At 54.0% G+C, this 13,080-nt stretch carries 13 protein-coding genes; 2 read left to right on the forward strand and 11 right to left on the reverse strand.

Annotation, left to right across the window (positions count from 1 at the left end; translation table 11 throughout):
* Positions 1–83 precede the first annotated feature (83 nt).
* From ccmB to napF, 9 genes are all read right to left on the reverse strand, one after another.
* On the reverse strand, positions 84–743 hold the full coding sequence (gene ccmB / locus FDX19_RS20180) for a heme exporter protein CcmB (RefSeq protein ID WP_137384105.1): 660 nt from the start codon (positions 741–743) through the stop codon (positions 84–86).
* A complete protein-coding gene (gene ccmA / locus FDX19_RS20185) occupies positions 740–1,357 on the reverse strand; it encodes a cytochrome c biogenesis heme-transporting ATPase CcmA (protein ID WP_249357585.1) in 618 nt (205 codons plus the stop codon). The genes ccmB and ccmA overlap by 4 nt, the downstream gene beginning before the upstream one ends.
* 13 nt (positions 1,358–1,370) lie before the next feature.
* Positions 1,371–1,973 (reverse strand): cytochrome c-type protein NapC, encoded by a 603-nt coding sequence (gene napC / locus FDX19_RS20190; RefSeq protein ID WP_005129332.1) that lies wholly within the window; start codon positions 1,971–1,973, stop codon positions 1,371–1,373.
* Positions 1,974–2,129: 156 nt separating this feature from the next.
* Positions 2,130–2,579, reverse strand: coding sequence for a nitrate reductase cytochrome c-type subunit (gene napB / locus FDX19_RS20195; RefSeq protein ID WP_048212558.1), 450 nt, complete (start codon positions 2,577–2,579; stop codon positions 2,130–2,132).
* A 132-nt stretch (positions 2,580–2,711) separates the two neighbouring features.
* Entirely contained in the window at positions 2,712–3,563 is an 852-nt protein-coding gene (napH, locus tag FDX19_RS20200) for a quinol dehydrogenase ferredoxin subunit NapH (RefSeq protein WP_137384107.1), read from the reverse strand.
* Positions 3,550–4,245, reverse strand: coding sequence for a ferredoxin-type protein NapG (gene napG / locus FDX19_RS20205; protein WP_137384108.1), 696 nt, complete (start codon positions 4,243–4,245; stop codon positions 3,550–3,552). Before napG ends, napH begins: the two co-directional genes overlap by 14 nt.
* A gap of 6 nt (positions 4,246–4,251) precedes the next feature.
* On the reverse strand, positions 4,252–6,738 hold the full coding sequence (napA, locus tag FDX19_RS20210; protein ID WP_137384109.1) for a nitrate reductase catalytic subunit NapA: 2,487 nt from the start codon (positions 6,736–6,738) through the stop codon (positions 4,252–4,254).
* Positions 6,735–6,998: a chaperone NapD gene (gene napD / locus FDX19_RS20215; protein ID WP_137384110.1), complete on the reverse strand. Its 264-nt coding sequence runs from the start codon at positions 6,996–6,998 to the stop codon at positions 6,735–6,737. Before napD ends, napA begins: the two co-directional genes overlap by 4 nt.
* The gene (gene napF / locus FDX19_RS20220) at positions 6,988–7,479 is read right to left on the reverse strand and encodes a ferredoxin-type protein NapF (protein ID WP_137384111.1); all 492 of its coding nucleotides are present in this window, start codon (positions 7,477–7,479) and stop codon (positions 6,988–6,990) included. Before napF ends, napD begins: the two co-directional genes overlap by 11 nt.
* A 413-nt stretch (positions 7,480–7,892) precedes the next feature.
* Here napF and eco point away from each other — a divergent pair, with 413 nt between their 5' ends.
* Positions 7,893–8,390: a serine protease inhibitor ecotin gene (gene eco, locus FDX19_RS20225; protein ID WP_137384268.1), complete on the forward strand. Its 498-nt coding sequence runs from the start codon at positions 7,893–7,895 to the stop codon at positions 8,388–8,390.
* Between the two features lie 44 nt (positions 8,391–8,434).
* Here the strand turns inward: eco and mqo are convergent, their stop codons facing one another.
* Positions 8,435–10,096 (reverse strand): malate dehydrogenase (quinone), encoded by a 1,662-nt coding sequence (mqo, locus tag FDX19_RS20230; protein WP_137384112.1) that lies wholly within the window; start codon positions 10,094–10,096, stop codon positions 8,435–8,437.
* Between the two features lie 278 nt (positions 10,097–10,374).
* Here mqo and FDX19_RS20235 point away from each other — a divergent pair, with 278 nt between their 5' ends.
* Positions 10,375–11,622 (forward strand): SulP family inorganic anion transporter, encoded by a 1,248-nt coding sequence (locus FDX19_RS20235; protein WP_137384113.1) that lies wholly within the window; start codon positions 10,375–10,377, stop codon positions 11,620–11,622.
* Here the strand turns inward: FDX19_RS20235 and mgtE are convergent.
* Positions 11,585–13,021, reverse strand: coding sequence for a magnesium transporter (gene mgtE / locus FDX19_RS20240; RefSeq protein ID WP_137384114.1), 1,437 nt, complete (start codon positions 13,019–13,021; stop codon positions 11,585–11,587). The two genes, FDX19_RS20235 and mgtE, sit on opposite strands and share 38 nt — an antisense overlap.
* Positions 13,022–13,080: the final 59 nt, after the last annotated feature.

Consider the following 13,080-nt stretch of genomic DNA (forward strand, 5'->3'; position numbering starts at 1 on the left):
AGTCACCAGACTCAATAAATTAGTAAATTTCCGTTTTACCGGAGGGCGGCTTCGCCATGTCCGGCCCACAAGTCATATCTGCGCTATTGCACGCTGATACGTAACGCCGCCGCCGTCGCAAAGGGACTTAATGTGGCGCTTCCTACCAGTAGAGCGCCAAGAATCGCCATATACCCTTCAACGGGTAAGTGCATCGAGGCGGCGTCCATCGCAGCGGTCGCAAAAATCAGTAAGGGAATGGTTAACGGGAGTACCAGCACGCTCAGCAGCACGCCACCGCGTTTTAACCCCACCGTCAGTCCCACGCCCGGCGCGCCGAGAAAACCCAGCGTCGGCGTTCCAAGCAGCAACGTCAGCGCCATAATTTGCCAACCATACATATCCATGCCCAGCAGCAGCGCCACCAGCGGCGAGAGGATCAGCAGCGGCAAACCTGTTACAAACCAGTGCGCCATCACCTTCGCCAGCACCACGGCCGGTAGCGGCAATGGCAGCAGCATCAATTGTTCGAGGCTGCCATCCTGTAGGTCATCCCGAAATAAACGTTCCAGCGCCAGTAATGATGCCAGCAATGCGGCAACCCAGATAATGCCCGGTGCAATACGCGCCAGCAGCTGTGGCTCCGGCCCAATACTGAGCGGGAACAGCGTTATGACGATCAGGAAGAACCATAACGGATTGGCGATCTCTGCACTATGACGGAACGCAACCCGCAGTTCTAAACGGAAGATTTGCCACATCATTGCGCGACCCTCTCGCTGGTCAGCGCAATACGTCGCACTTTATCGGTCTCAACACCCAGAGGCTGGTGCGTGGTAAGGATCACAATACCACCCTGCTCTGTATGCTGTGCCATGCGCTGAGTCAGTCGCTCAACGCCGTGCACATCAATTGCCGTAAAGGGTTCATCGAGGATCCACAGTCGCGCGCGGGTCAGCCAGAGGCGAGCCAGTGCTACGCGCCGCTGTTGTCCGGCGGAGAGTTGATTAACAGGAATATCTTCATATCCGGCGAGACCTGCCTGCGCCAGCGCCGCCAGACAATCACCATCGTGATGAAAAAACCGCAGATTCTCCAACGCCGAAAGCCGGGTTTTTATCCCCGGCTGATGTCCGATCCACAGTAGTTCCTGATGGTAGCTGTCCCGCACCTGGTGCAGCGCTTTCCCTTGCCAGCAAACCTCTCCGGCGTCAGGACGAGCCAGCCCGGTAAGCAACCGCAGCAGGGTGGTTTTCCCTGCGCCATTACTCCCGGTAATTTGTACCCATTCCCCTGCATTGACGCGAAATGACAGATCGCTAAACAGTATTCTGTCATCTCGCTCGCAGAGCAGTTCTCTGGCCTCAAGCATCCTGATTATTTACATCCTGTTAAAAGCCCGGTTTGACTTCGCGCATATCAGGCAGTTTGTGGGCTATCCCTTTATGACAGTCAATACAGGTTTGCCCTTCTTTCACGGCCTGGTCATGCATTTTAGCCGCTACGCCTTTCTGGGCGGTTAAATCCATAAACTCGAAGTTGTGACAGTTCCGACACTCTTGCGAATTATTGTCTTTCATACGCCGCCATTCATTTTGCGCCATCGATAAACGGTGGTCTTCAAATTTTTGCGGTGTATCTATCAACCCCAGTGCTTTCGCGTACAGCTCCTTGCTGGCCTTGATTTTGCGGATCATTTTCGGACCCCACTCATGAGGGACGTGGCAATCAGGGCAAGTCGCGCGCACACCGCTGCGGTTGTTGTAGTGTACGGTTTCCATATATTCCTGGTATACCGTGTTGCGCATTTCGTGACAGCTAATGCAGAACTCTTCAGTATTGGCCTTTTCCATACCGGTATTAAAGCCGCCCCAGAAAATAATGCCGCCCACAAAGCCGATTAACAACAGCGTGCCGAGCGCCAGACGGCTGGGGCGACGCCACCATTGCCAGACGCGCTTAATCCAGCCTGGTTTACGGTTAGAATTTTCCATAATGACCTCCCGAGCCTATTCCAGTAGGCGTAAATTGTTGCAGCCAGTTTGGACACGGACAGCGCGGAACAACCGGAGCGTACATACAGTACGTGAGGACTGTGAGCACTGCCCTGGTCCGAAATGGCAAATAAAATAGCCTAATGGGACAGGCTCTCATTTCCCGTAACCTTTCGAGGGGGTAAAGGTATTTTCAACAATCGGTGCCGCATCAGCCTGCGGGACATGACACTGCAGGCAGAAGTAACGACGCGGAGCGACTTCAGCCAGTACCTTGCCGTTGCTGTCCATAAAGTGCGTCGGGCTGATACGCGGTGCACCGGTGGTGCGGTAGCTTTCAACACCGTGACACTGCAGGCAACGGTTGGTATTGGTCGTCACCTGGTAGCCGTCAACACTGTGCGGAACCATCGGTGGCTGATTCACATAATTCAGCGGCATACGCTCCTGCTCTTTCGGCATGCGAATCGCCCCTTCCTGTGTCCCTGAGACTTCCGGTGACTGGCTCAGATCCACTCCGTTTGCAGCCCAAACGGCCCCACTGACTACCAGGGCCAGCGCGGCTGTCCATTGACTCAGCGCTTTAATCAGGTCATGGCTTTTCATTGTTTAGCTCCCGAACTCCATCGCATTTACACTTCATCCTTTAAGCTGCCTCTTTGTTGGCTGCGCTCCGAAACCCCAGTCACATAGTTACTATGCTCCCGGGGATTTCCTCACTTGCCGCCGCGATGCATCTCAAATGATTTTGTGTATCGTTATTGTAAAAACATCCTCAGAACAGACATCCACACAGCGACCGCAGGCCATGCAATCGCGACTGGTCACCTGCACCGGGCTTTGCTCATCCAGCACCGGCGCACGTAGCACATGCGGTTCCGGGCAAACATGAAAACAATCCATACAGCGGTTACATCTCTGACGTTCTTTTGCCGATACGGTTAATGCACCTTTACTACCCAATACGCCATACAGCGCACCCAGGGGGCAGAGATGTCCGCACCAGCCATGCTCAACAACCAGTAAATCAAATAAAAACAGCGCGAGAATAAGCAGCGCCCCGCTGCCAAAGCCCATTACCAGGCTACGTCCCAGCAAAGAGACCGGATTTATCCATTCCCATAGCAGCGTGCCTGTCAGGGCAGAGCCGACCAGGATAACCACCAGCAGGACGTACCGTATATGGCGCGGCAAAGTTGCAGACTGATTCAGGTCAAATCTTCTGCGCAGCCAGCTCGCCAAATCAGTAACCGGATTCATCGGGCAGACCCAACTACAAAACAGTCGCTTACCTGCAAGGGCATACAGAACCGTAATAATGGCGGCCCCTGTTAACGCAACTGTTGCGGGCAGGTGCCCGCTGGCCAGGCTTTGCAGGGTGATCAGCGGATCGGTTAACGGAATGGTATCCAGCAACAGGCTGCTGCTGTAATTACCATGCAGGATCCACACCCCCAGCCACGGACCGCTGAGAAACATTGCCAGAACCAGAAACTGGCTCAGACGACGCAACACCAGCCAGCGATGGCTCCGCCACCAACCTTTTTTCGCTTGTGCTTCACGCCCCGCATCACGTTTACGATTTGCCATTGTTCCCCTCCAGCCAACCGAAGCGGTAATGGTGTCCCAACTCCCCTTTCGCCAGCGACAGCGGCAACACTTTTATTGCCGGCTGTTCCAGTACGCAGACTTTTTCGCATTTACCGCAGCCAGTACAGGCATCGCTATGCACGGTTGGAATAAACCGCGCATGCTTACCGGTACGCATGTTGCGATCCAACTCCAGGGTGATGGCCTCATCGATTTTCGGGCACTCGCGATAGCAAACGTCGCAACGCAATCCCTGATAGTTAAGGCAGTTCTCGTGATCCAACAACACCGCCAGCCCCATGCGTGAATCGTCAATAGACTCGATCTCCCTGTCCAACGCGCCGCTGGGGCAAACTTTGGCGCACGGAATGTCTTCACACATCTCGCAGGGGATGTCGCGAGCGACAAAATAGGGTGTTCCGGCCGCCAGCCCGGAGGCCAGCGTTGCCAGTTTCAGCGTGTCGTACGGGCAAGCCTGGACGCACTGACCACAGCGCACGCAGGCGCTGGCAAATGCGTCCTCACTCAGCGCCCCAGGCGGGCGCAGCCGCACGCCTGTTGCGCGTGCGGTTTGCTGTTGCAACCCCAGCGCCACGCCAACGACAGCCAGCCCGCCCGCTGCGCGAACCATGTCGCGCAGAAAGCGGCGGCGGCCATTTTGGGGTTTTGCTGACCGGGACATAACGCGTTACACCTTCGCCAGTTTCACAGCGCACTTCTTGAAATCCGTCTCTTTAGAGAGCGGATCCGTCGCATCCAGCGTCAGGTTGTTCACCAGCTGCGCGGCGTCGAAGAACGGCATGTACACCAGCCCCTGCGGCGGACGGTTGCGGCCGCGTGTTTCAACAATCGAAATCACTTCACCACGACGGGAAACCACTTTGACCTTGTCGCCACGGCGCAGATCGCGCGCTTTCGCGTCCAGCGGATGGATAAACAGTACCGCCTCCGGGAACGCACGGTGCAGTTCCGGTACGCGGCGCGTCATGCTGCCGGTGTGCCAGTGTTCCAGCACGCGACCGGTGGAAAGCCACAGATCATATTCTTTATCCGGTGCTTCAGCCGCCGGTTCAAATGGCAGTGCGAAGATGACAGCTTTCCCATCCGGTTTGCCGTAGAACTTGTAGCTTTCACCCGCCTTCACGTACGGATCGTTGCCTTCGCTGTAGCGCCACTGAGTCTCCTTACCATCGACCACCGGCCAGCGTAACCCGCGCGCCTTGTGGTAATCATCGAACGGAGCAAGATCGTGTCCGTGTCCGCGACCAAACCAGGCATACTCTTCGAACAGACCTTTTTGCAGGTAGAAACCGAGTTCGCGAGATTCATCGTTCAGTTGATCTTCAGCCAGTTCGCTGACCGGGAATTTCGTTACCGCAGGGGTGGCGAACAGCACGTCATACAACGTCTTACCGCGCAGCTCGGGTTTCTTCGCCAGCAGTTCCTCCGGCCAGACGTCTTCCGTTTTGAATCGGCGGGCAAACTGCACCATCTGCCACAGGTCAGATTTCGCTTCGCCCGGTGCTTTAATTTGCTGGCGCCAGAACTGAGTACGGCGTTCGGCGTTACCGTAAGCCCCTTCTTTCTCTACCCACATCGCTGTTGGCAGGATCAGGTCGGCCGCCAGAGCACTGACCGTCGGGTACGGATCGGAAACGATGATAAAGTTGCGCGGATCGCGCCAGCCAGGCATACGCTCTTCGTTGATGTTCGGCCCAGCCTGCATGTTGTTGTTACACATCACCCAGTAGACATTGAGCTTGCCATCTTTCAGCGCACGATCCTGCGCCACAGCATGCAGACCGACTTTCGCCGGGATGGTCCCCGCCGGAATGTTCCAGTGTTTTTCACAGATATCGCGGTGTTTCTCGTTCGTCACCACCATGTCCGCAGGCAGACGGTGAGAGAAGGTCCCGACTTCACGCGCAGTACCACAAGCAGAAGGCTGACCCGTCAGCGAGAATGGGCCGCAGCCTGGCTGAGAAATTTTACCGGTCAGCAGGTGCAGGTTATAGACCAGGTTGTTCGCCCATACGCCACGGGTATGCTGGTTAAAGCCCATCGTCCAGTAGGAGATGACTTTCTTCTTCGGATCGGCATACAGCTGTGCCAGCTGTTCCAGCTGATCTTTTGGCACGCCGGTCATTTCTGCGGTTTTGTCCAGCGTATATTCCGCAACAAACGCTTTGTACTCTTCAAAGCTGATCGGTTCAGAGGCGTCAGAACCTGGGTTTTTCGCCGCTTTTTCCAGCGGATGGGTAGGACGTAAACCGTAGCCGATATCCGTCGCCCCTTTACGCAGGTTAACGTGCTTGCTAAAGAAGTCCTGATTTATCGCATTGTTTTGAATGATATAGTTTGCGATGTAGTTGAGGATCACCAGGTCGCTTTGCGGCGTAAAGACGATGCCGTTATCCGCCAGCTCAAAGCTACGATGCTGGAAGGTTGAGAGAACGGCGACGTTGACGTTAGGATCGGACAGACGACGGTTGGTAATGCGCGACCACAGGATCGGGTGCATTTCCGCCATATTCGCGCCCCACAGGACGAAAGCATCCGCATGCTCAATATCGTCATAGCAGCCCATCGGCTCATCCATACCAAAGGTACGCATAAAGCCCACAACGGCTGACGCCATGCAGTGACGCGCGTTCGGATCGATGTTGTTCGAACGGAAACCGGCTTTGAACAGTTTTGCGGCAGCGTAGCCTTCCCAGATGGTCCACTGACCGGAGCCAAACATACCAATAGCATCCGGCCCTTTCTCTTTCAGAGACGCTTTAAACTTCTCTTCCATCACGTCAAAGGCCTGGTCCCAGCTAATCGGGGTGAATTCGCCTTCTTTGTGGTATTTGCCGTCTTTCATGCGCAGCATCGGCTGCGTTAAACGGTCTTTTCCGTACATGATTTTCGGCAGGAAATAACCTTTAATGCAGTTAAGCCCACGGTTAACCGGCGCATCAGGATCGCCCTGACATGCCACAACACGTCCTTGCTGGGTTCCTACCAATACGCCACAACCCGTACCACAGAATCGGCACGGGGCTTTGTCCCATTTGATCGCTTCTTGCTGACCGACTACCGCACGGGCAACGCCCGGCACGCTTAACCCGGCAGCCGCCGCAGCGGCCGCAACGGCGTTAGCTTTCATAAAGCTACGACGACTGAGTTTCATGGTGTTTCCTCACCTTGCTCATCCTGCTGGTGATAAACCAGCGACACCGCCAGCACGCCCGCAACGTTGCGCACTGACTCAATTGTTTTCATTAGCGTTTCACTATGCTCAGCTTCGACCACCACAATCAGCTGACCGCTTTCCACATCGCTGAGTGCAACGTCGCAACCCGCAAACGAACGTAACTGCGTGGCGATATCGCTGATGTGCTGACTTTTGGCCTGAACGACCAGGCTGCAGACCTGCCAGTTAGTGTCCATGGTTGTACTCCGCATTAATGGCTGATACCGGACAGATAGCGACACACGCGCCGCATCCGTTACAGGCCTGATTGTCGAGCTGTGGCTGATAAATACCGGACAGCGTGGGACGAAATGTAATGGCCATGGGTTCACAGCTATCCTGACAGCGATGGCATTCAACGGACTGATACGCGAGACAGTTGTCACCGATCGAAAAATTCAGATCCCATGCCCTGGTGTGGCGCGGAAGAAAAAGTGATTCGGGACAGGCCTCTGCGCAGGCGTAACAAAAGCTGCATTCGCCGTGTTTGAAATTTACGTTTGGATAACCGCCCTGGCCTCGCTGCAGGATGTCGGTTTCACACGCCTGGATGCAGGCGTCACAACGGAGGCAATTGGCCAGAAAGTGAGAGTCTTCCTTGCTCCACGGCGGACGAATCCCCGCGTTGGCTTTACGCCAACTGCCTGTCAACATGCCTCGACGGGATAAATCAACCATGACATTGTCCTTCCATAATGACGCTCTCCCTCGGCGGGTTGAACGACAATAAAAAACGCACTATTTATGAGTAGTTATTTTTAACCGTAAGATATTTCAGGATGTGTTAGAGGTGCATACCCCAATTGGGGTAAATGCTGTTGCCGGATCAAAAGAGTGTTGAGTTGGCGGGGAAAAGTGCGCTTTTGCTCACATTTCAATGAGTTATATAATGAATTATATAACGAAAGCATGGAACAGAGAATAATCTCATAATTCAGATAATTCCTGGCATTTATCGCTGCACAAATTCTAAACCTTTAATTAATGCACTTAAAATATAAGTAAATTTAGATTAATAGACGATATGAATATGCTAACCTGCCCTGGATACGTTCATAAGACAGAAGAAAGGAAACACTGTGAACAATAAGATGAAGACAATTGTCCCTGCCGTACTCTTTGCCGCCTTCGCCAGCACCACTGCGTGGGCGACAACCACCGATGCCAGCGCTCAGCCGCTGGAAAAAGTCGCCCCTTATCCTAAAGCGGACAAGGGAATGAAGCGTCAGGTTATTCAGCTTACTCCTGAGAAAGATGAATCTACTCTGAAAGTAGAACTGCTGATCGGACAAACGCTGGAAGTTGATTGCAACAAACATCGCCTTGGCGGAGAACTGGACAGCAAAACGCTGGAAGGTTGGGGTTATGACTACTATGTATTCGACAAAGTCACTTCTCCGGTTTCAACCATGATGGCCTGCCCGGACGGCAAGAAAGAGAAGAAATTCATCACCGCGTATCTGGGTGAAGACGGTATGCTGCGTTACAACAGCAAATTACCGATTGTGGTCTACACCCCGGAAAACGTGGAGGTGAAATACCGCATCTGGAAAGCAGAAGATAAGATTCAGGACGCCGTCGTGCGATAAGTGAGAATGTGCCGGATGGCGGCGTACCGCCATCCGGCCTTTTTTTACAGCGCGATATCCGCCACGGCTTTCTGCTCAGGTTGCGGTTGCGCCTGAGGTTTTAGCTGTGGTTTCGGTGCTTCATCAGCAACCTGTGGTTTATCGTACTTCAGACCCAGTACTTCGCTGGTGTATTGCAGCTCTTGCTCCGTCGCATCAACGTTGCCGTTCAGCTTGGTGCCATAAGACGGAATAATCGTTTTCAGCTTCGCCTGCCATTGCGGACTGGCAACTTTATCTTTAAACACTTTTTCCATCAGATGCAGCATGATCGGTGCCGCGGTTGATGCCCCCGGCGATGCGCCCAGTAGCGCAGCAATGGTTCCCTCTTTATCGCTGACCACTTCGGTTCCCAGACGCAGAACGCCGCCCTTCTCAGCATCGCTTTTGATGATCTGCACGCGCTGGCCCGCTTGCCACAAACGCCAGTCTTCTTTTTTCGCCTGCGGATAGTACTCCTGCAGAGCAGCAAAACGATCGTCGTCGCTGAGCATCACCTGGCTCACCAGATATTTGACCAGATCGAAGTTATCCAGACCCACGTTAACCATCGGCATAAAGTTCGAAGTGGTGGTCGAGCTGAGCAGATCCCACAAGGAGCCATTTTTCAGGAATTTAGTGGAGAAAGTTGCGAACGGCCCAAACAGCACCACGCGTTTACCATCCAGAATACGGGTGTCAATGTGCGGCACGGACATCGGTGGCGCGCCAACGGAGGCCTGACCATACACTTTCGCCAGGTGACGATTGACCACGTCCGGATTATCCGCCACCAGGAACTGACCACCCACCGGGAATCCGGCATAGCCTTTCGCTTCCGGGATATCGGTTTCCTGCAGCAGTTTCAGTGCTGCGCCACCGGCACCAATGAAGACAAACTTCGCCTTAATAGCGTGTTCCGCTTCGTTGTTTTTCAGATCGGCAACCGTGACGGTCCAGCTATTATCCGCGTTACGCTTAAAGCCGCGAACTTCGGTGCTCAGTTGCAGCGCAAAATTAGGCTTTTTCTGCAACGATGCAATCAGCTGGCGCGTAATTTCACCGTAGTTCACGTCAGTACCGATCTCGGTACGCGTTGCCGCAACTTTCTGCTGAGGATCGCGACCTTCCATAACCAGCGGCGCCCATTCTTTAATCTGCGCGTGATCTTCAGAGTAGCGCATACCGCGGAACAGGGTGCTTTGCTGGAGTGCCGTGTAACGGGCACGCAGGAAATTCACGTTCTCGTCGCCCCAGACAAAGCTCATGTGCGGAACGGTGGTGATAAACGAGCGGGGGTCATGCATCACGCCGTTGTTGACCTGATACGCCCAGAACTGGCGGGAAATCTGGAAGGCTTCGTTAATTTCGACTGCCTTTTCAATACTGATGCTACCGTCAGCCTTTTTAGGCGTGTAGTTCAGTTCCATAAGTGCGGAGTGGCCTGTTCCGGCGTTGTTCCAGCCGTTTGAACTCTCCTGAGCAACGCCATCCAGTCGCTCTACCATGGTCATTGACCATTGCGGCTCCAGCTCCTGTAAATAGGTTCCCAGTGTGGCGCTCATGATGCCGCCGCCAATCAACAGTACATCCGTTTCCTGCTCTTCCGCCGCTTTCGCTTTTGCTGCCATCGAGACAACATTCAGCCCTACGGCCATGGTGAAGAGCATGGCAGTCACTTTTTTCATAATGTTAATGCCTTACTTTTAGTATCGCTTTTTGCTTTTAGTGCAGGTGAAAATCGAGCGGTAACAACGGTAACACTTAAGTAAAAATAATTAAATATTGTTTATAAATTATATTTAAATTTTAAAAATGTTATTAATACGTTGATTCTTTATACGGTTATTGACAATCATTTCTGGAAACCTCCCCGTCAGACGGGTACTATGCTGCGCTTTGCTATTCACCGCACGGATGCCTGTCGGTCTGCTGTCATCAGGCCTTTTCTGACCTGAGAGTAACTATGTCTGCAACACACTCTTCCCCTGCCGCGGTGGCAGAACACACCACCCGCACCGTGTTACGCCAACCCCGCCTGCTGGTTCGTGAAACACTGGCTGGTGTGGTAACCGCCCTGGCGCTGATCCCGGAAGTGATTTCGTTTTCAGTTATCGCCGGCGTGGACCCTAAAGTCAGCCTGATAGCCTCGGTCGTACTGTGCCTGGCGATGTCCTTTTTAGGCGGGCGTCCGGCAATGGTTACCGCCGCTGCAGGATCGGTGGCATTAGTCATTGGCCCGATGGTGCATCAACACGGCGTGCAATACATCCTGCCTGCGGTAGTGCTGGCCGGGATGATTCAGATCCTGTTTGGTGTGTTAGGCATGGCACGTTTGATGCGGTTCATCCCCACGGCAGTGATGACCGGTTTTGTCAACGCGCTGGGTATTTTGATTTTCTTTGCACAGGTTCCGCACTTCTGGGGGAAAAGCCCGTTAATCTGGGGGCTGTTCGTCCTGACGCTGCTGATTGTGCTGTGGGTTCCGCGGTTTATTAAAGCAATCCCCGCGCCGCTTATCGCCATCGTGCTGCTGACCGTGTTCACTGTCACCAGCGGGCAACTGTTACCGACCGTCGGTGACGAAGGTTCCATGAGCGGCGGTCTGCCGGGCTTGACGCAGTTACTCGTACCACTCAACCTGCAAACGTTAGCCATTATCTGGCCCTGCGCGCTGAGCATCGCTTTTGTTGGGTTGATGGAGTCATTGTTAACCGCCCGTCTGGTTGACGACCTGACGGTCACCCCGTCGAATAAAAACCGTGAAAGCACGGGACTGGGCGTAGCCAATATTCTGGCCGGATTTTATGGTGGTATTGCCGGATGCGCGATGATCGGTCAAACGATTGTCAACGTTGAGATGGGTAAAGGACGCAGCCGCGTCTCGACGTTTGCCGCCGGGCTGGTGCTGTTGCTGCTGGTCACCGCACTCAGCGAGGTGATGGCAAAGATACCGATGTCAGTACTGGCGGGAATTATGGTGATTGTGGCGGTAAAAACGTTTAGCTGGCACAGTATCCGACCCACGACGCTGGCCAACATGCCGGTCGCCGAAACGCTGGCAATGTTGGTTACCGTCGCCGCGACAGTCTCTACCGGCAACCTGGCGATTGGCGTGGTTGCCGGCGTGGTTACGATGTTGATACTGCCGCGCATCGTCAGAGGGAAACGGGCGTCTACATCAAAAACAGCGTCGCCAGACCCAGAAAAATAAAGAATCCGCCAGTGTCGGTGATAGCGGTGATCATGACGCTGGAGCCGACCGCCGGATCGCGTCCGAGCTTGACCATCGTCATCGGAATGATAACGCCCATCAGCGCCGCCATCAGCAGATTGAGCATCATCGCCAGGGTCATCACGCCGCCCAGCGCCATATCATCGTACAGCCACCAGGTGATGCCGCCCATGATCCCGCCCCAGACAAGGCCGTTGATCAGCGCTACCCCCATCTCACGCAGGATCAGAAACGTCAGGTTGCCGGGCTGAATATTCTGCAACGCCAGCGCCCGGACGATCATGGTGATGGTCTGATTACCCGTATTACCGCCAATCCCTGCCACAATGGGCATCAGCGAGGCCAGCGCCACCAGCTGTGAAATGGTGTGCTCGAAACCGTCGATTACCCGCGAGGCGATAAAGGCGGTACAGAGATTAATTGCCAGCCACGCCCAACGGGTTTTTACCGCTTTAGTGACCGGAGCGAATACGTCCTCTTCGGCACTTAAGCCCCCCATTCGACGCAGATCGGTATCGGTTTCTTCGTAAACCACATCGACGATCTCATCGATGGTTAAGCGTCCCATCAGTTTGCCAGAGGGATCAACCACCGCAGCACTGACCAGGTTGTCACGTTCAAACGTACGCGCAGCGTTCTCGGCGATATCTTCCGGAGAAAATGTCAGCGGATCATCCTCCATCACTTCGCTGACTTTACGCTGCACGTCATTGAGCAAAATACAGGTTAGCGTCAGTTCGCCGACCAGCACTTTATTGCGATCGGTTACGAAGAGTTTATCGGTGTTCTCCGGCATTTTTCCCAGTCGCCGCAAGTACCGCTGCACCACTTCCAGCGTCACGTCCGGACGGACGGTGATGACTTCGAACTCCATGATCGCACCGACGCGATTCTTCTCGTAGTGCAGCACCTGACGTACGCGCGCCCGCTCTTCAGCAGGCAATGATGCCAGCAGTCGACCGGTAAGGTTACGGGGTAAATGCTGTACCAGATAAATCTGTTCGTCGATGTCGAGATATTGCAGCGCATCCAGTAGCTCGCGGTCGCTCATCTCGTCGATCAGGTCATCCCACACATTTTCAGAGGCTTCAAGCAGGACGTTGCCGCGTTTTTCACTTTCGACCAGTCGCCACAGGGCGTGACGCTCTTCGGAGGGCAGTGCTTCGAGGGTATCGGCCAGATCGGGTGGCGGCAGATGCGCCACCAGTGCCCCTACCTCAGCAATATCGTCGGCTAACGTACCGACGTCATATTGCTCAGCCAGGGTAAGCTTACCCAATAATGTTGAAATGATAGCTTTATCAGTGGTCAGTAGCCAGATAAGACGAGCACGTTCCTCGTCACGTAGCCTGGCGCTGTTTTTGTTTATTACGGACATCAATCATAAATCCATGATATGAAATATCATCAATCATGATGCCGAATTATGTAAATAAC

It is taken from the genome of Citrobacter sp. wls619, assembly GCF_005281345.1.
Taxonomy (GTDB): Bacteria; Pseudomonadota; Gammaproteobacteria; order Enterobacterales; family Enterobacteriaceae; genus Citrobacter.

Excerpts from the sequence above, each read along its gene's own strand:
- ccmB (WP_137384105.1), bottom strand. The coding sequence starts at position 743 with ATGATGTGGCAAATCTTCCGTTTAGAACTGCGGGTTGCGTTCCGTCAT.
- napC (WP_005129332.1), bottom strand. The coding sequence starts at position 1,973 with ATGGAAAATTCTAACCGTAAACCAGGCTGGATTAAGCGCGTCTGGCAA.
- napB (WP_048212558.1), bottom strand. The coding sequence starts at position 2,579 with ATGAAAAGCCATGACCTGATTAAAGCGCTGAGTCAATGGACAGCCGCG.
- napH (WP_137384107.1), bottom strand. The coding sequence starts at position 3,563 with ATGGCAAATCGTAAACGTGATGCGGGGCGTGAAGCACAAGCGAAAAAA.
- napG (WP_137384108.1), bottom strand. The coding sequence starts at position 4,245 with ATGTCCCGGTCAGCAAAACCCCAAAATGGCCGCCGCCGCTTTCTGCGC.
- napA (WP_137384109.1), bottom strand. The coding sequence starts at position 6,738 with ATGAAACTCAGTCGTCGTAGCTTTATGAAAGCTAACGCCGTTGCGGCC.
- napD (WP_137384110.1), bottom strand. The coding sequence starts at position 6,998 with ATGGACACTAACTGGCAGGTCTGCAGCCTGGTCGTTCAGGCCAAAAGT.
- napF (WP_137384111.1), bottom strand. The coding sequence starts at position 7,479 with ATGGTTGATTTATCCCGTCGAGGCATGTTGACAGGCAGTTGGCGTAAA.
- eco (WP_137384268.1), top strand. The coding sequence starts at position 7,893 with ATGAAGACAATTGTCCCTGCCGTACTCTTTGCCGCCTTCGCCAGCACC.
- mqo (WP_137384112.1), bottom strand. The coding sequence starts at position 10,096 with ATGAAAAAAGTGACTGCCATGCTCTTCACCATGGCCGTAGGGCTGAAT.
- FDX19_RS20235 (WP_137384113.1), top strand. The coding sequence starts at position 10,375 with ATGTCTGCAACACACTCTTCCCCTGCCGCGGTGGCAGAACACACCACC.
- mgtE (WP_137384114.1), bottom strand. The coding sequence starts at position 13,021 with ATGTCCGTAATAAACAAAAACAGCGCCAGGCTACGTGACGAGGAACGT.